An 18,327-nucleotide genomic window follows, 5' to 3' on the forward strand; every position below is an offset into this window, starting at 1 on the left:
AGGTGGAGCCGGGCGGCGGGAGGTCAGTAACCGAGACCCTTCTTGGCTTCGTAGACCTTCATCGGGTCATCCTTGGCGGTGTAGAGCTTCGATTCCGTCTGGATCCACTTCGGCGGAGCCTTCTTGTCCTTGAGATAGGCATTGAGGGCTTCGAAGGCGGGGCCGGCCATGTTCGGCGTCAGCTCGACCGTCGCATTGGCTTCGCCCTTGGCCATCGCCTGGAAGATATCCGGCACGGCGTCGATCGAGACGACCTTGATGTCGGTACCGGGCTTCAAGCCGGCTTCCTTGATCGCCTGGATGGCGCCGACGGCCATGTCGTCGTTGTGGGCATAGACCGCGCAGATATCCTTGCCGCCGCCTTCAGCCTTGATGAAGCTTTCCATGACTTCCTTGCCCTTGGTGCGGGTGAAGTCGCCGGTCTGCGAGCGGGCAATCTTGATGTTGGAATGGCCGGTGATCGCCTGTTCGAAACCCTTCTTGCGGTTGATGGCCGGCGAAGAACCGGTCGTGCCCTGAAGTTCCACGACCTTGCAGGTCTTGGAGCCGATTTCCTTGACCAGCCAGTCGCCGGCGACCTTGCCTTCGAACACCTGGTCGGAGGTGACGGCCGTCAGGTAGAGGTCCTTCGGTGCGTCGATGTCGCGGTCGAGCAGGATGACCGGGATTTTCTCTTCCTTGGCTTCCTTGAGAACCGCATCCCAGCCGGTGGCGACCACCGGTGCGATGAAGATCGCGTCGACCTTTTGGGCGATGAAGCCACGGATCGCCTTGATCTGGTTTTCCTGCTTCTGCTGCGCATCGGCAAACTTCAGGGTAACGCCGCGTTTTTCGGCTTCCTGCTTGGTGACCGTGGTTTCGGCGGCGCGCCAGCCGGATTCGGATCCGATCTGCGAGAAACCGACTGTAAGGGACGCGGCGGAAACGCCGGATGCCAACGATAGGGTAAGAGCGGCTACAGCTGCCGCGAGAGCTCTTTTCATCCTAAATCCTCCCAGAGATGATAAAGCGAACTGACCGCCCAAGGATTGGCATATAATATTACTTTTTCAAGCGCTATTTTTGAAGAAATTGCAAGAAAGGCGGCATCCTGCCACTTTCGAGGGCAACAATCGATTGAATCCCTGGGATAAATGGCATTCTTAAAAAGATCTGGATTGCCGGAAGCGGTTTTCCTCCTCCTTGACAAGCCCGATGCCAATCCAATAGTCGTATTAATGACTACATCGGGCCTGATGGTTCTGATGGGAGGAGTGGCATGGCGACAGGAGACGTCATGTTGGTATTGGAAGCATTTGGGTGATTAAATCGATGTTGCGGGTTCTTCAGGTCTTGGATGGCGCTGGTGCGTCTATTGTTGTCGCGTGGGATGGCGAAGGTGCTGCCCGGGCGGTGAACGGCGTCTCGTCTACCTATGATCTTGCCTGCCAAGCGATTGCCGCCGGCCAGACATTGGCTCAGCGGATCGAATCGGCCGGTCTCGGCGATGTCGTCGATCTTGAAAAGGCCACGGGCGAGGGGCGCCTTGGCCTGCCGATCACCCATCCGGACCCCGCGCATTTCATTGTCGCGGGCACCGGTTTGACCCATCTCGGCTCGGCCGACGGTCGCGACAAGATGCACAAGGCGGCACAGGCGGCGGAAAAGCCGACCGATTCGATGCGCATGTTCCTGATGGGCGTCGAAGGCGGCAAGCCGAAACCCGGCGAGGCCGGCGTGCAGCCGGAATGGTTCTACAAGGGCAACGGCTCGCAGCTTCGCGCCACCGGCAGCGATCTGGTATCGCCGGCCTTCGCGCTCGATGGCGGCGAGGAGCCGGAACTGGCGGGCATCTATCTGATCGGTCCGGACGGCACGCCCTTCCGGCTGGGCTTCTGTCTCGCAAACGAATTTTCCGACCACGTGACCGAGAAGGGCAACTATCTCTGGCTCGCCCATTCCAAGCTCCGCCAGGCGGCACTCGGCGCGGAACTTCTGGTCGGCGACCTGCCGGATCACGTGGAAGGCACGTCACTCGTGCGGCGCGGCGACGAGGTGATCTTCGAAAAGCCGTTCCTCTCGGGCGAGGCGAACATGTCGCACACGATCGCCAACCTCGAACATCATAATTTCAAATACGATATCTTCCGCCAGCCGGGCGATCTGCATGTGCATTTCTTCGGAACGGCGACGCTGTCGTTCTCCGAGGGGATCAAGACGGAGCCGGGCGATGTGTTTGAGATTTCCGCGGCTCCCTTCAAACTGCCGCTCGTCAACCGGCTGACTGTCGCGGCGGACACGCCCGTGACAATCAAGAAGCTCTGAGGCGGCCATGGCTCCCATTCGCGTCGCCATTGTCGGGCTTGGAAAGATCGCAAGGGATCAGCATCTCGGCGCGATCGAGGCAACCGACGGCATCGAACTCGTGGCTGTCGCCAGCCGTCACGCCAAGCTCGACGACATCGCCTGTTTCCATGAGATCGGCGATCTGCTCGCTTCGGACGTCAAGTTCGACGCTGTTTCTCTCTGTACGCCGCCCGTCGGGCGCTTCGAACAGGCAAAGGCGGCACTCGATGCCGGCAAGCATGTGATGCTCGAAAAGCCGCCGGGTGCGACGCTTTCGGAAGTCTACGCGCTGGAGAAGCTTGCCAGGGAAAAAGGCGTCTCGCTGTTTTCAACCTGGCATTCGCGCGCCGCCGCAGCTGTCGAGCCGGCGCGGGCGCTGCTCGCCAAACGCAGGATTCGCAGCGTTGCGGTGGAATGGAAGGAAGACGTCCGCCATTGGCATCCCGGTCAGGCCTGGATCTGGGAGCCGGGTGGCCTCGGCGTCTTCGATCCCGGCATCAACGCGCTGTCGATCGTCACGCGCATCCTGCCGGAAAGCTTTCACCTCACCCGTTCCGAACTGACCTTCCCGGCCAACCGGGCGGCCCCGATCGCGGCAAGCCTCTCTTTCGAGACCGATGGCGGAGTTCCGGTCCTGGCCGAGTTCGACTGGCGCCAGACCGGGCCGCAGACCTGGGATATCCGCGTCGAGACCGACGAGGGCCCGATCGTTCTGACCCATGGCGGCAGCCGCCTTTTCGTCGACGGCAAAAGCGCGATCGTCGAGGAAGACAAGGAATACCGCAATCTCTATCGTGATTTCGTGACGCTGGTGGCAGAAAGCCGCAGCGACACCGATTTCTCGCCGCTGGTGCATGTCGCCGATGCCTTTATGCTGGGCCGGCGCATTCAAACAGACGTATTTGAGGACTGATGATGACCAATTCCGAAAACGTAACCTCGAACGAGATCGCCGAAACCGACCAGCGCCGCCAGGAGGTCCGCAAGCTCCGCTCTCGCGCGTGGTTCGATAACCCGTCGAATGTGGACATGACGGCGCTCTACCTCGAGCGCTACATGAATTTCGGTCTCAGCCAGGCCGAACTGCAGTCCGACCGGCCGATCATCGGCATCGCCCAGACGGGTTCCGATCTTTCGCCGTGCAATCGGCATCATCTGGAACTGGCGCATCGTCTGCGCGAGGGTATCCGCGAGGCGGGCGGCATCGCCATCGAATTCCCGGTCCATCCCATCCAGGAAACGGGCAAGCGCCCGACCGCCGGCCTTGACCGCAACCTTGCCTATCTCGGCCTCGTGGAAGTGCTCTATGGCTATCCGCTCGATGGCGTCGTGCTGACGATCGGCTGCGACAAGACCACGCCGGCCTGTCTGATGGCGGCGGCCACCGTCAACATTCCGGCGATCGCGCTGTCGGTCGGTCCGATGCTGAACGGCTGGTTCCGTGGCGAGCGCACCGGCTCCGGCACCATCGTCTGGAAGGCTCGCGAGCTGCTGGCCAAGGGCGAGATCGACTATGCAGGCTTCGTGAAGCTCGTCGCCTCCTCGGCGCCGTCCACCGGTTATTGCAACACGATGGGCACGGCGACGACGATGAATTCGCTTGCCGAAGCGCTCGGCATGCAGCTTCCGGGCTCTGCCGCGATCCCGGCGCCCTATCGCGACCGGCAGGAGGTCTCCTACCTGACCGGCCTTCGCATCGTCGAGATGGTCAAGGAAGACCTGAAGCCTTCCGAGATCCTGACCAAGGAAGCCTTCATCAACGCCATCCGCGTCAATTCGGCGATCGGCGGTTCGACCAACGCGCCGATCCATCTGAACGCGCTTGCCCGTCATATCGGCGTGGAACTCACCGTGGACGACTGGCAGACCTACGGCGAGGAAGTGCCGCTGCTCGTCAACCTGCAGCCGGCTGGCGAGTATCTCGGCGAGGACTATTATCACGCCGGCGGCGTGCCTGCAGTCGTCAACCAGCTGATGACCCAGGGCCTCATCCATGAGAACGCCATGACGGTCAACGGCAAGACGATCGGCGAGAACTGCCGTGGAGCGATCATCGAAGACGAGAAGGTCATCCGCCGCTACGACGAGCCTTTGAAGGCCCATGCGGGCTTCCGGGTGCTGCGCGGCAACCTCTTCTCTTCGGCGATCATGAAGACCAGCGTCATCTCGCCGGAATTCCGTCAGCGTTATCTTTCCAACCCGAACGATCCGGAGGCCTTCGAAGGCAGGGCGGTCGTGTTCGACGGGCCGGAAGACTATCATCACCGGATCGACGATCCTTCGCTCGAAATCGACGCGCATACGGTCCTGTTCATGCGCGGCGCCGGCCCGATCGGGTATCCGGGCGCTGCCGAAGTCGTCAACATGCGCGCGCCGGACTATCTCCTGAAGCAGGGCATCTCGTCGCTCGCCTGCATCGGCGACGGCCGCCAATCGGGAACCTCGGGCAGCCCGTCGATCCTCAATGCCTCGCCGGAAGCAGCAGCCGGTGGCGGTCTTGCCATCCTGCGGACCGGCGACCGCGTGCGCATCGATGTTGGTCGCGGCACCGCGGACATCCTGATCTCCGACGAGGAGATGGCGGAGCGCCGCAAGGCACTCGAAGCAGCGGGGGGCTACCAGTACCCGAAGCATCAGACGCCCTGGCAGGAAATCCAGCGCAACTACGTCGGACAGCTCGAAACCGGCGCCGTGCTGGAGCCGGCCGTCAAATACCAGCGGATTGCCCAGACCAACGGCATTCCGCGCGACAATCACTGACCGTTTCGGTCCCCAGGGTGGCGGGGACCACCCTTAGACAAGATTGGCGGCTCGAAGGGAGCCGCTCCAAAGGAGGAGTAATCCATGCGAATGTTCAAATATCTCGCGACCGCGGCCATGTTGGCCGGTCTGGTCGTTGCGGCTCCGGCCAGCGCGCAAGAAAAGGGCCTCGTCGGCGTCGCCATGCCGACCAAGTCTTCCGCCCGCTGGATCGCGGACGGCGACAACATGGTCAAGGTTCTGAAAGAGCGCGGTTACAAGACCGACCTTCAGTACGCTGAAGACGATATCCCGAACCAGCTCGCACAGATCGAAAACATGATCACCAAGGGCGCCAAGGTTCTCGTCATCGCCTCGATCGACGGCACGACGCTTTCCGACGTGCTGCAGCAGGCCGCCGACCAGAAGATCAAGGTCATCGCCTATGACCGCCTGATCCGCGATACCCCAAACGTCAGCTACTACGCCACCTTCGACAATTTCCAGGTCGGCGTTCAGCAGGCTACTTCGCTGGTGAAGGGCCTCAAGGCCGACACCGAAAAGGGCCCGTTCAACATCGAACTCTTCGGCGGTTCGCCGGACGACAACAACGCCTTCTTCTTCTACAACGGCGCGATGAGCGTGCTTCAGCCGCTGATCGACAAGGGCGTGCTGAAGGTCGGCAGCGGCCAGGTCGGCATGGACAAGGTCGCGACGCTGCGCTGGGACCCGGCAACCGCCCAGTCCCGCATGGACGCAATCCTCTCGTCGACCTATTCCGGCAAGAAGCTGGACGGCGTTCTGTCTCCCTATGACGGCATCTCGATCGGTATCCTGTCGTCGCTGAAGGGCGTCGGTTACGGTTCGGGCGGTCAGGCGATGCCGATCGTTACCGGCCAGGACGCAGAAGTCCCGTCCGTCAAGTCGATCATTGCCGGCGAGCAGTCTTCGACGATCTTCAAGGACACGCGCGATCTTGCCAAGGTCACCGTCGACATGGTCGATGCTGCGATGAGCGGCAAGGAGCCTGTTGTCAACGACACCAAGACCTATGACAACGGCAAGAAGGTCGTTCCGTCATACCTCCTGAAGCCGGTCGTGGTTGACAAGACCAACTGGAAGCAGGTTCTGGTGGATGGCGGTTACTACAAAGAATCGCAGCTTAAGTAAGCCTTTTAATCCGCGCGGTGGTATTCTGCCGCGCGGACCCTTTTTTTCGGAGTGATCATGCTCGATCCCGTTCCGCTTGCCGAAAAGCCACCCATCCTCGAGATGCGGGCAATTTCGAAGAGCTTTGGCGCCGTAAAGGCGCTTTCCGATGTCAGCTTCGCCGTTCAGGAGGGTGAGATCCATGCCCTCGTCGGCGAAAACGGCGCTGGCAAATCGACCCTCATGAAAGTGCTTTCCGGCGTTTATCCGCACGGTTCCTACGAGGGCTCCATCTTTTTCGGGGGTGAGGAGCGGCATTTCCGCGACATCAACGATTCCGAAAAGCTCGGCATCATCATCATCCATCAGGAACTGGCACTTATTCCGTTGATGTCGATCGCGGAAAACATCTTCCTGACCAATCCCCCGGCGAGCCGCGGGGTGATCGACCGAAGCGAACGGCACAAGCGCACCCAGGCATTGCTTGCGAAGGTGGGGCTTACAGAACAGCCGGATACGCTGATCACCAATATCGGCGTCGGCAAGCAGCAGCTGGTCGAAATCGCCAAAGCGCTGTCCAAGGACGTGCGGCTGCTGATCCTCGACGAGCCGACCGCGTCGCTCAACGAGACCGACAGTGCCGCGCTTTTGGAGCTTCTCAAGGAATTCCGCCGCAACGGCATTACCTCGATCATGATCTCGCACAAGCTCAACGAGATTTCCGAGGTCGCCGACCGCATCACGGTGCTGCGCGACGGCCGCACCGTCGGCACGCTGGACTGCCATGCCGGTCCCGTCGACGAAGACGAGATCGTGCGACGCATGGTCGACCGCGACCTGGAAAGCCGCTATCCGAAGCGTGAACCAAAGATCGGCGACGTCATCTTCGAAGTCGAGAACTGGTCCGCCTATCATCCGATGCACTCGGACCGGCAGGTGGTGAAGAACGTCTCGCTGAAGGTGCGGTCAGGCGAAGTCGTGGGCATTTCCGGCCTGATGGGCGCCGGGCGCACCGAATTCGCCATGAGCCTGTTCGGCCGGTCCTGGGGGCGCCACGTCACCGGCACCGCCAAGCTGCACGGCAAGGAACTCGACCTTTCCGACGTCCACAAGGCGATCAAGGCCGGCCTTGCCTACGTGACCGAGGACCGCAAGCAGCTCGGGCTGGTTCTCTCGGAGGATATCCGTAAGAACGTCTCGCTCGCCCATCTCGGCGGCGTTTCTTCCCGCGGCGTCATCGACGACATCGCAGAGATGAAAGTGGCGCAGGAATTCCGTGGCCGGATGCGCATCCGCAGCCACAACGTCTACCAGGAAACCGGCAAGCTGTCCGGCGGCAACCAGCAGAAGGTGGTATTGTCGAAATGGCTGTTCACCGGTCCCGACGTGCTCATTCTCGATGAGCCGACGCGCGGTATCGATGTCGGCGCGAAATATGAAATCTACACAATCATCAACGAACTCGCCGATGCGGGCAAGGCGGTGATCGTGATCTCGTCGGAAATGCCCGAGCTGATCGGCATCTGCGACCGTATCGTGGTGATGCACGAAGGTGCGTTTGTCGGCGAAGTGGCCGGCGAGGAAGCCACGCAGGAAAATATCATGCGCGCCATCATGCGGCGCAAAGGGAGAGAATAATGAGTACTCCGCAGGAAACGATATCGGCGCCTCAGAGCGTGGGCGGTTTTCTGAAGGACAATCTGCGCGATTTCGGCATGCTGATCTCGCTGGTCGTGATCGTCATCTTCTTCCAGATCGCCACGGACGGCGTGCTCCTGAGGCCGCTCAACGTCACCAACATCGTGTTGCAGAACTCCTATATCGTCATCATGGCACTTGGCATGCTGATGGTGATCGTCACCGGCCATATCGACCTGTCGGTCGGTTCGGTCGCGGGCTTCATCGGCGGTTTTGCCGGGTTGCTGATGGTTCAGTGGGGCATCAACTTCGCCGTCGTCATCGTCATCAGCCTTGCCGTCGGCGGCTTGATCGGGGCGACCCAGGGCTATTTCGTCGCCTATTTCAAGATACCGTCCTTTATCGTCACACTGGCAGGCATGCTGGTCTTCCGCGGACTGATGATCGCCATCCTCGGCAGCCAGGCAATCGGTCCTTTCCCACCGATTTTCCAGAAGCTTTCGTCCGGTTATGTCGTCGAACTGATCTCGTCGACCGGCGGCCTCTACATCACCTCGTTCCTGCTCGGGCTGGTGCTTGCGGTCATCCTCATCGTGCAGAATTTCGCAAGCCGCAAGCGGCGCGTTTCGCATGGCGTCGAGACGGAGCCGTTCGGCTTCTTCGTGGCCAAGAACCTGCTGATCCTGGCGGGCGTCGGTTACATCGCCTTCCTGATCTCGTCGCATCGCGGCATGCCGAACGTGCTGATCATCATGGCGGTGCTGATCGCCGCCTATAGCTTCCTCACCACCCGCACGGTGATCGGCAGGCAGATCTATGCGGTCGGCGGCAACGCCCGCGCAGCCGAGCTTTCCGGCATCAAAACCACGCGGCTGGTGTTCCTCACCTTCGTGAACATGGGCGTGCTTGCGGCTCTCGGTGGCCTCGTCGTCGCCGCACGACTGAACAGCGCTACGCCGAAGGCCGGTACCGGCTTCGAACTGGACGTAATCGCGGCCTGCTTCATTGGTGGCGCATCCGCCTATGGCGGCGTCGGCAAGGTGACGGGTGCCGTCATCGGCGCCTTCCTGATGGGCGTGATGAACAACGGCATGTCGATCCTCGGCATCGGCATCGACTACCAGCAGGTGATCAAGGGCCTGGTTCTGCTCGGCGCCGTCTGCGTCGACGTCTACAACCAGCGCCGCTAAGGCCAGACCTTCCTTCAAGATTGCCAGAAGAAACTAGAAAGCCCGGATGCGTCAGACGCCTCCGGGCTTTTTTGCGGTTGGCCCTGTAAACCGCGACGGCTTTCAGGGGCGATGAGTGGAGCGATCCAGACCGGCTTCAGGTCGCCTGCTCGGTCACGGCCTCTTCGATGACATCCTCTGGGATATCGTCGAAGGACGAGTAGTTGAGGTTGTAGAGCTTCGAATAGAGCTTCTTGTTCTTCATCAGCTCGCGGTGATTGCCGCTCTCGATCAGCTCGCCGTTCTGCAGCACGATGATACGGTCCGCCTCTCGGATGGTCGCAAGGCGATGGGCGATGACGAGCCCGGTGCGGCCTTCGAGCAGCTTTACGAGCGCCTTCTGGATCAGCATTTCGGTATAGCTGTCGATATTGGCGGTCGCCTCGTCGAGCACCAGGATTTTCGCGTCCGCCACAAGCGCGCGGGCAAAGCTCAGAAGCTGGCGCTGGCCGAGCGAGAGATTGCCGCCGCGCTGGCCAAGGATGCTTTCGTAACCCTCCGGCATGCGCATGATGAAGTCGTGCGCGCCGACCGCCTTGGCAGCCTCGACCACCTGTTCCCGTGTCGCGTCCGTCTTGTGGTAGCGGATGTTCTCGAACACCGTTCCGGTGAACAGGAACGGCTCCTGCAGCACCATGGCGATCTGCCGGCCGAGCGATTCCTGCGTCAGGTCGCGCACGTCGTGACCGCCGACCAGAACCTGGCCCTGCTGCACGTCGTAGAAACGGTGGATCAGCGACATGCAGCTGGACTTGCCCGAGCCCGTCGGGCCGACCAGCGCGACCGTCTCGCCCGGGTTCACCTTGAAGCTTACATGTTTCAGGACGGGGTGCTTGGGATTGTAGCCGAAGACCACGTCCTTGAACTCGACCGAGCCGTCCATGCTCGATGTGAGGACCTTGGCGTTCGGCGCATCCCGGACGTCGACCGGCACGTCCAGCACTTCGGTCAGGCGCTGGCCGGATGCCATGGCGCGCTGCATCACCGAATATTGCAGCGTCAGCGAGCGGATCGGGTCGAAAAAGCGCTGGATGTAGAACAGGAAGGCGACCATGACGCCGACATCGAGCGCCTGGTTGAGCACGCGGGCGCCGCCGACCACGACGACCAGCGCCATCGCAAGGCCAGTCAGCGAGTCGACGATCGGCACCATCACCTGGGCGTATTTCGCTGCGTTCAGATGCGTGTTGAGGTTGGCGCGGGCCTTGTCGTCATAGAGCATGAAGTTGACGCTCTGGCGGTCCATGCTCTGGACGGCGCGCACGCCATGGATGGCTTCGGCAAGCGCACCGTTGGCGATCGAGTTGGTTTCGTGCGCGGCCATGAACGATTTTCGCGCCCGTGGCAGCCAGAAGAGGCGCACGACGAAGAGGACGGGCAGGGCGCAGAGCGTCAGCAGGCCGAGCTTGAAATCGAGCGTCAGCATCACGAAGACGATGCCGAACAAAAGGGTGATATCGCCGACCGAGAGAACCGAGGTTTCGAGGAATTCCTGCATGGAATTGACGTCGCCCTGCAGGCGCGACATCAGGCGGCCGACCTCCGTCTTGTCCATCCAGGAGAGCGAGACGCGCTGCAGATGCGTGAACATCGCCCTGCGGATATCGAAGAGCACGTCTTCGGCCACACCGCCGACCAGCGTTTCCTGGGCATAGCTGGCCCCGAAATTGATGAGGATCGCCACGAGAAAGGCAACGATCGACCAGATCAATATCGACTGGCTGTCGCTGCCCGCCTGCATGCCGTGGTCGATCGCGTAACGAATGATCAACGGGATCAGGAGCTGCATGGCCGTGAAGGTCAGCACCGCAAGCACGGCCCAATAGATCTTGGTGCGGTAGGGCCGCACGAAACCCCAGATGCGCCTGACGATGTTGCTGTCGAAGACCTTGCCGAAGATTTCCTCTTCGATGCGGTGCGAGCCGACCACCGCGCGGGGCGGGCGCCTGCCGTCGTCACGAACGTCGGAGCGTTCGGTTTCCAGTTCCTCGGCCATATATCCTCCCTCAGGCGCTGAGCGCGTCGTCGCCCGGACGTACCTGCAGATCGTAAAGCGCCTTGTAGCGGCCACCGAGCGCCAACAGCTCGTCATGCGTTCCGCTTTCGACGATGCGGCCTTCTTCCATGAACAGGATCCGGTCGGCATGCATCAGCGAGCTCAGGCGATGGGCGACGATGATCGTCACCCGGTCGGCTGCATATCTGCGCATCGCGGTGCGGATGCGCTGTTCGGTGCCGGCATCGATTGCCGCCGTCGAGTCATCGAACACCATCACCGCCGGGCGCAGCATCAGCGCGCGGGCGATCGACAGGCGCTGCCGTTGGCCGCCGGAGAGCGAGACGCCGCGTTCGCCGACGACCGTGCCGTAACCGGTCGGCAGGCCGAGCACGTAGTTATGCAGCTGGGCGCTTTCGCTGGCGCGCTCGATGCGGCCTTCCTTGGCCCACGGGTCGCCGTAGGCGATGTTGTTTTCGATCGTCGTGGTGAACAGAAAACTGTCCTGCTGGACCACGGCCACCGACCGGCGCAGCGATTGCAGCGTGGCGCTGTGGATGTCCTGGCCGTCGATGGTGATCCTACCGCCCGTCACATCGTAGAAACGCGGTATCAGGTGGGCCATGGTCGATTTGCCGCTGCCGGGCGGGCCGACGATGCCGATCGTCTCGCCGCGCTTCGCCTCGAAGGAAACGCCGGTCAGGACCTGATGCTTTTCGGCGCCCGGATAGGCGAAATCGACATTCTCGAACCGCAGCGTGCCTTCGGTGACCTTCAGCTCCTTGGCGTCCTTCTCGTCCTTGATGGCGATGTCGAGGTCGAGCAGTTCGAACAGGCGTGCACCGCAGGTGGAGGCGCGGGCAAAGGCGTTGACCATCAGGCCGAGCTGGCGCACCGGCATCTGCAGGATGGTCATGAAGGTGAGGAAGGAGGTGAGCGTACCGACGGTCATCTCGCCGGCCATTACTTTGGTGCCGCCGACCCAGAGCACCAGGCCCATGGAGGCGAAGAAGGACAGCGTCATGGCGCTGGTATTGGCGACCCGGATGCCGACGCGCTGATGCGCCAGCGACACCGCGCTCTTCGAGGCCGTGTCGAACTTTTCGAGCTCGTGGTCCTGTGCGGCGAAGGCACGTACGACGCGGATGCCGCCGAGATTTTCCTCCATCACGCGGGTCAGAACCGAAAGCCGTTCCTGGAGGTCGAGCCAGGTGGCGCGCAGCCGGAGCTGCGTCACCGACGACCGCCAGCCGACGAACGGCACGAAGCTCAGGGCCAGTAGGCCGAGCACTACGTCGGTCGACAGCAGAAGGTAGGCGCCGATGCCGATCAGCACGGTCAGCAGGACCATGCGCACCAGCGCGGTCGAGAAATACATGCGCACGCCTTCAAGGTCGAGCAGCCCGACGGTGATCAGGTCGCCCGAATGCATGCTGTCATGGAAGCTGAAGGAGAGCCGCTGGATCTTTTCGTAACAGGCAAGCCGGAGGCGATAGCCCATATGGTGGCCGACCGCCTCGCTGTAGTAGTTCTGGAAGAGGGTGAAAACGCCGCGGAGCACGCTGGCGCCGAGGAGCAGCAGGGCAGTCGTCAGAAGCGCATCCTGAGCCGCCTGGCCGGCATCGCCCCCGGTCAGCGCCACCTGCGTGTGGTCCACCGCCTGCCCGAGCAGCCGCGGGATCATCAGCTGGAAGGCGCAGGCGATCAGGGTCGCGCCGATCGCGAAGCTAGATTGCCACGGATGACGGAAGGCCATGACGGTAATGCGGGTCAGTATCGAGAAGCCTTTGCCCCAACCTGCCGCATTCACCAGCGCCAACGAAGCCGACGGCTTCGCGGCGCGAACTGTTGCATCGCTGCTCACGGGTTAATTCCAAAATGAATTACAGAGCCGGAAAAATATCCGGAAAGACGGCCATTATGAGATGAAGATTCGGGACCTCGATCTAGCCTGCATAATGGTGCTGAATCAGTCAACCGATTTGGACCAAAAACCGAGCCCGCTGTGGTGAATTTTTGACCTGTGTGGCGCCTGAATTTTCAGCAACGAGCCTGCCGGTATTCCAATGCCTGAGCATGCGGATGCGGGAGGAAAACGTCCATCAGGATGTTGACCGCGGTTTCTTTTGTCTCCGTGCATATCGCAAGCTCGGTTCCGTGCTGATATCGTCGCGCCGTAACTCACTAGAAAAGGTTCGGCTTTCGCATGACCAGCGGCCTGCATCACATCACCGCCATCACCCGCAAGATCCAGGCGAATGTCGATTTCTACACTGGCTTTCTCGGCCTGCGGCTCGTCAAGAGGACGGCGGGCTTCGAGGACGCCCGCCAGCTTCATCTGTTCTACGGCGACGGCGCTGCGACCCCCGGCTCGCTGATGACTTTCCTCGCCTGGGAGGATGGCTCGCTTGGGCGAGTCGGGCATGGGGCGCCGAGCGAGATCAGTTTTGCGATCGCGCCCGACGCGATCGGTTTCTGGCTGACGCGGGCGCTGCAGTTCAACGTCAAATTTTCCGGTCCGGCCCAGGAATTCGGCGAACCGGTGCTGCGGCTGACCGACCCCGACGGCATCATCGTCAAGCTGGTCGGCGTCGAAGACACGACGCCCTGGGTCTGGTGGAGCGGCGGCGGCATAACCGAGGCGGATGCGATCCGAAAACTCCACGGCGCGACGATCCTTTCCGAAAAGCCGGAGCAGACGGCGGAATTTCTAACACGGCACATGGGCCTCAGGCTCGGGCCGAAGGACGGCAATATCCAGCGGCTGGTGTCGGATGCGCGAGATATCGTCGATGTCCGCGATGCCGGCGGCTTCTGGACTGCTGCACCCGGCACCGGCACGATCGACCATATCGCGTTTCGCGCCGTCGATCGACCCGAGGTCGAGGCGGTGCATGCGAAATTGCTGGCGGAGGATGCCGGTGAGATGAACATGCATGACCGGCATTATTTCCATTCGCTCTATGTCCGCGAGCCGTCCGGTACGCTGATCGAACTGGCGACGGACGGGCCGGGTTTCGCGGCCGACGAGCCGATTGAAACGCTCGGGTCCGAGCTGTTTATCCCGGCGCATTTCAAGGAAGACCATGACGTCCTGCGGGTCATGCTGCCGCAGTTCGGCCTGCCGGGGGAGGAGCGCATCATTTATCGCGACCTGCCTTTCGTGCACCGCATCCACATGCCGGAGAGCTGGGACGGTTCGACGCTGGTGCTGCTGCACGGCAGCGGCGGCAATGAAACGACCATGCTGCCCTTCGGCCGCAAGGCGGCTCCGAACGCCATGCTGATCGGGGTGCGCGGGCGGTCTACGGACGACGGGCATCCGCGATATTTCCGTCGTTTCACGGAGACGACGTTCGATCAGAAGGAGATCGTCTCGGAAGCGGAGGCCTTCGTCGCCTTCGTGGAGGAACTCGGTCCGGCCTATGGCGTCGATCCGGCGCGGACGGGTTTTGCCGGCTGGTCCAACGGCGGCAACATGATCGGCGCGGTGATGCAGCTTCATCCGGACCTGATCCGCAAAGCGGTGCTGCTGCGGTCGATGAACTGCCTGGAAGATCGGCCGGCAGTCGATCTTTCCGGCACGCATGTCCTGTCGCTCAGCGCAACCGACGATTTTTACGGTTCGCTGGCCCGGGAACTCGAAGAGCGGCTTCTTGCCGGCGGAGCGGAACTTACCGCCAGGACGCTCGATGCCAACCACGGGATCGGCACCGAGGACGAGATGATCGCCCGCGACTGGCTGATCGAAAAAGGCTTCTGATTAATCGCCGTAATGCAGGGCGATGGCGTCGACGGCGGCGGATATGTCTGCCTTGAACCCCCGCCGGCGAAGCGCCATGCCATAGGCCGTCAGGTTGCCGAGCACGATATCGAAACGGGCGCGCTGGCCGGTGTGGTTGAGCCGGATCAGCCGTTCGGCGCCGGGGCCGACGCCGGCGGAAAGCTCGATGCCGCGCGGGGCGACGGAGAGCACGGCGGTTGGATCGGCTGCGGCCGGAAGGCGGGCCGCCGTCACCAGGTTCGAACCGTGCAAGGCATCGACCCACAGTTCGCCGCCCATGGCGGCGAGTGCCGCACGTGTAGCCCGGGCGGCGCGGACATGCCGGGCGACGATCGAATCGACGCCCTCCGCCTCGACGCGATCGAGGGCGGCTTCGAGGGCGAAAAATTCCAGCGGGGCAGTGGTGCCGGATAACGCGCCGCGGCCGGTTTCGAGCCAGGCTTTCTGGTCGATAAGCGAGAGAATGGAATCCCTTGGCGCCCCTTGTTCAGAAATCAGTTTCCAGGCGGCCGAGCTGACGGAGAGCGCCGAAACCCCGGCCGGTCCCGCCAGCGCCTTCTGCGGGCCGATAATGGCGATGTCGATGCCGAGTTCGTCGATGCCAAGTGCATGGCCGCCGATTGAAGCGACTGCATCCACCACCGTGACGATGCCGCGGGAACGGGCGAGCGCTATGATCTCCTCCAGCGGGTTGCGGATGCCGCTTGCCGATTCCGCATGGACGAGGGCCAGGACTTTGATGCCCGGATGCGCATTCAGCGCCGCCTCGACCGCTTCCAGCCTGATCGGACGGGCGGGCTCTGCGGCGAGATCGACGACCTCGGCGCCGCCACGCCTGAGCCAGGTGCCGAACCATCCGCCATACATGCTGGTGACGATGTTGATCGCCTTCAGGCCGGGGCGGGCGAGGCTGAGGGCGGCAGCTTCCAGCGCGACGACGGCTTCTGCCTGAATCAGCAGGACGTCGTTGCGGGTCTTCAGGATTTTGGCTATCCGGTCGGCGATCGCAGCGTAACGCGCAACGGGAAAGGACGGCGCGTCGTTCAGCGGGTTCCAGCGGTCAAACGTCATGGGAGGGTCCTTCCGTTGGTTCTGTCAAAAGGCGCGGTACGGCATGGACCAGGGCCCTGGCCGCAGGCGATTGCGGATTTTCGATCACCTGCCGCATAGGCCCGGTCTCGACCAACTGCCCGGCATCCATGACGGCGATCCGGTGCGAGACGGCGCGCAGGACGGCGAGATCGTGCGAGACGAAAAGATAGCTGATGCCGCGCTCTTCTTGTAGCTCGACAAGCAGCTCGAGTATCTTGCCGCGGATCGAGACGTCCAGCGCCGATACCGCCTCGTCGAGCACGATCAGCGACGGCTTTGTGGCGATGGCACGGGCAATGGCGATGCGCTGCCGCTGGCCGCCGGAAACCTCGCGGATCGACCGCTCGGCATAGTTCGCGGGCAGGCCGACGCGATCAAGCAGCGCTGCGATTTCTTGTCTGCGCTCAGCTTTCGGCACGATGTTGTGGATGCGGAGCGGATCGTCCAGCACCGAGGCAACGGTGGCGCGCGGGTTGAAGGCGCCCAGCACGTCCTGAAACACCATCTGCATCCTGGCGCGGCGATGGCGGAGATTGGCGCCGGACAGCGAAAGCCAGTCGTCGCCCTCGAACCGGATGGCGCCGCCATCGGCCGGCAGCAGCCGCATCAGGATTCGGGCGAGGGTCGATTTCCCGCTGCCCGAGGCGCCGACCAGGCCGAGCGTCTCGCCGGGGCCAAGCGTCAGTGAAACATCGCTGACCGCCGCAACCTCACGGCCGCCGGAGGAAAAACGCTTCGAGAGATTTACGATCGCGAGCAGCGTCACGGTGCGGCTTCCCGGATCAGCGGAGGCGTCGCGAGATCGCGGTGGCTGGCGATCAGCGTCCTTGTGTAGGCCTCTCTGGGGGACGAGAGAACAAGTCCGGTAGGCCCGGCTTCAACGAGCCCGCCGTCCTTGAAGATTGCCACCCGGTTCGCAAAACCTGAAGCCAGTCCAATGTCGTGGGTGATGAAGATCAGCGTCATGCCGGCCTCGCGAACCAGTTCGTCGAGCAGCGAGACGATCTCGGCCTGCACGACCATGTCGAGCGCGCTGGTCGCCTCGTCGGCGATCAGGATGCCGGGCTTGGCGGCAAGGGCGGCGGCAATCGCGACACGCTGTCGCTGGCCGCCGGAAAGCTGGTGCGGGAAGGCCCGCATCGCCTTGTCCGGCTGGGGCAAGTGGACCCGCTCCAGCATGTCCAGCGCCCGGGCGTCCGCGGCTTTCCACGATAGGCCGAGATGCCGGCGGGCACCTTCGGCCACCTGCTCGCCGACGCTGAGCACCGGGTTGAGGCTGGAGGATGGGTCCTGGAAAACGAAGCCGAGATCGCGTCCGGGCAAAGGCGGCTGGCCTGATGACCATCGCATCTCGCCTGCCAGCCGGGCACCCGGCGGCAAGAGGCCGGCCAGGGCTCGCGCGAGCGTACTTTTGCCGGATCCGCTTTCGCCGATGATCGCCAGCCGCTCGCCTGCGGCAATGCCGAGGTCGATCTGGTTCAGCGCCGGCAGCGTCTGGCCACGATAGGTGACCGACAGGTTTCTGATCTGGCAAAGCGTACTCATGGCTCCAGCCTCCGGCCGCCAAGCGCCTTGGTCAGGCCTTCGCTGAAGAGGTAGACGCCGACGACGGTCACCACCAGCGCGATGCCCGGGAAGATCGAGAGCGACGGCGAGGAGCGCAGGATGTTGCGCCCCTCTGCGATCATCGAGCCCCAGGTGACCACGTTCGGGTCGCCGAGGCCGAGGAAGGAAAGGGCGGCTTCGGTGAGGATCGCCGCCGCGACGATGATGGCGGAGAGCGCCAGAACCGGCGGCAGAGCGTTCGGCAATATCTCCCGGAAGGCGATTTCGGCCGGATGCATGCCGATCACCCGGGCGGAGGCGACGTAATCCCGCTCGCGGATGGAGAGTACCTGCGCCCGTGTCAGCCGCGCCGGATCGGCCCAGGCCCCGAGCGCGATCGCCAGCACCACGACCGGCACCGAAGCGCCGATGACGCTGACGAAGGCGAGCGCCAGCAGGAAGCTCGGGACGATCTGGAAGGCGTCGACGATGCGCATCAGCCCTTCATCGACTAGGCCGCCAGCAAAGCCGGCCGTCAACCCGACGCAGAGGCCGATGCCAATCGCCGCTAGCGCTGCCGCAAGGCCGACCGCCAGCGACGTCCTTGTGCCGTGAAGGATGCCGGCCAGCACATCGCGACCAAGCCGGTCTGTGCCGAGCGGAAAAGCGGGGTCGGTGAAGGGCGGCAGCAGCGCCCGGCCGGCGATGCGCAGCGGATCGCCGGCGGACAGCACCGGCGCGAACAATGCCACGAGCACCAGAGCCGCCAGGATACCGAGCCCGATCACGCCTTCCGGCGTCCGGACGAGATCGCGTAGGAGCCTCATGCA

General features: G+C 62.8%; 13 protein-coding genes and 1 pseudogene. 7 read left to right on the top strand and 7 right to left on the bottom strand.

The window, feature by feature from the left end; translation table 11 throughout:
* Window positions 1-23: 23 nt before the first annotated feature.
* On the bottom strand, window positions 24-983 hold the full coding sequence (ytfQ, locus tag C5J24_RS02975; protein WP_105415474.1) for a galactofuranose ABC transporter, galactofuranose-binding protein YtfQ: 960 nt from the start codon (window positions 981-983) through the stop codon (window positions 24-26).
* A gap of 328 nt (window positions 984-1,311) precedes the next feature.
* On the opposite strand from ytfQ, the gene araD1 reads away from it, so the two are divergent.
* The 6 genes and pseudogenes from araD1 (at window position 1,312) to mmsB (ending at window position 9,041) form a co-directional block, all read left to right on the top strand.
* Window positions 1,312-2,304: an AraD1 family protein gene (gene araD1 / locus C5J24_RS02980; protein WP_105415476.1), complete on the top strand. Its 993-nt coding sequence runs from the start codon at window positions 1,312-1,314 to the stop codon at window positions 2,302-2,304.
* Window positions 2,305-2,311: 7 nt separating this feature from the next.
* Complete coding sequence (locus tag C5J24_RS02985; protein WP_105415479.1) at window positions 2,312-3,238, top strand: Gfo/Idh/MocA family protein; 927 nt, start codon at window positions 2,312-2,314, stop codon at window positions 3,236-3,238.
* A 58-nt stretch (window positions 3,239-3,296) separates the two neighbouring features.
* Window positions 3,297-5,085, top strand: a pseudogene (locus tag C5J24_RS02990) (IlvD/Edd family dehydratase); the annotation flags it as partial.
* A gap of 117 nt (window positions 5,086-5,202) precedes the next feature.
* Window positions 5,203-6,234, top strand: coding sequence for a multiple monosaccharide ABC transporter substrate-binding protein (chvE, locus tag C5J24_RS02995; protein WP_245282809.1), 1,032 nt, complete (start codon window positions 5,203-5,205; stop codon window positions 6,232-6,234).
* Window positions 6,235-6,291: 57 nt separating this feature from the next.
* Complete coding sequence (mmsA, locus tag C5J24_RS03000) at window positions 6,292-7,851, top strand: multiple monosaccharide ABC transporter ATP-binding protein (RefSeq protein WP_105415480.1); 1,560 nt, start codon at window positions 6,292-6,294, stop codon at window positions 7,849-7,851.
* The gene (mmsB, locus tag C5J24_RS03005; RefSeq protein WP_105415482.1) at window positions 7,851-9,041 is read left to right on the top strand and encodes a multiple monosaccharide ABC transporter permease; all 1,191 of its coding nucleotides are present in this window, start codon (window positions 7,851-7,853) and stop codon (window positions 9,039-9,041) included. Before mmsA ends, mmsB begins: the two co-directional genes overlap by 1 nt.
* Before the next feature lie 136 nt (window positions 9,042-9,177).
* Here mmsB and C5J24_RS03010 read toward each other — a convergent pair whose 3' ends face one another.
* A complete protein-coding gene (locus C5J24_RS03010) occupies window positions 9,178-11,076 on the bottom strand; it encodes an ABC transporter ATP-binding protein (protein ID WP_105415484.1) in 1,899 nt (632 codons plus the stop codon).
* A gap of 10 nt (window positions 11,077-11,086) precedes the next feature.
* Window positions 11,087-12,940 (bottom strand): ABC transporter ATP-binding protein, encoded by a 1,854-nt coding sequence (locus C5J24_RS03015; protein WP_205836914.1) that lies wholly within the window; start codon window positions 12,938-12,940, stop codon window positions 11,087-11,089.
* 342 nt (window positions 12,941-13,282) lie between these two features.
* Here C5J24_RS03015 and C5J24_RS03020 point away from each other — a divergent pair, with 342 nt between their 5' ends.
* Complete coding sequence (locus C5J24_RS03020) at window positions 13,283-14,839, top strand: VOC family protein (RefSeq protein ID WP_105415488.1); 1,557 nt, start codon at window positions 13,283-13,285, stop codon at window positions 14,837-14,839.
* Here C5J24_RS03020 and C5J24_RS03025 read toward each other — a convergent pair whose 3' ends face one another.
* From C5J24_RS03025 to C5J24_RS03040, 4 genes are read right to left on the bottom strand one after another with little or no spacing between them, the layout of a single operon-like run.
* Entirely contained in the window at window positions 14,840-15,931 is a 1,092-nt protein-coding gene (locus tag C5J24_RS03025) for an aminotransferase class V-fold PLP-dependent enzyme (protein ID WP_105415490.1), read from the bottom strand.
* Window positions 15,921-16,718 (bottom strand): ABC transporter ATP-binding protein, encoded by a 798-nt coding sequence (locus tag C5J24_RS03030; protein WP_105415492.1) that lies wholly within the window; start codon window positions 16,716-16,718, stop codon window positions 15,921-15,923. The genes C5J24_RS03025 and C5J24_RS03030 overlap by 11 nt, the downstream gene beginning before the upstream one ends.
* Window positions 16,715-17,497 carry an ABC transporter ATP-binding protein gene (locus tag C5J24_RS03035; RefSeq protein ID WP_105415494.1) on the bottom strand — a complete coding sequence of 261 codons (783 nt, stop codon included), beginning with the start codon at window positions 17,495-17,497 and terminating at the stop codon, window positions 16,715-16,717. The genes C5J24_RS03030 and C5J24_RS03035 overlap by 4 nt, the downstream gene beginning before the upstream one ends.
* The gene (locus C5J24_RS03040) at window positions 17,494-18,324 is read right to left on the bottom strand and encodes an ABC transporter permease (protein ID WP_105415496.1); all 831 of its coding nucleotides are present in this window, start codon (window positions 18,322-18,324) and stop codon (window positions 17,494-17,496) included. The genes C5J24_RS03035 and C5J24_RS03040 overlap by 4 nt, the downstream gene beginning before the upstream one ends.
* Window positions 18,325-18,327 lie beyond the last annotated feature (3 nt).

The sequence above is a fragment of the Neorhizobium sp. T25_27 genome (genome assembly GCF_002968565.1).
GTDB classification, from domain to species: domain Bacteria; phylum Pseudomonadota; class Alphaproteobacteria; order Rhizobiales; family Rhizobiaceae; genus Neorhizobium; species Neorhizobium tomejilense.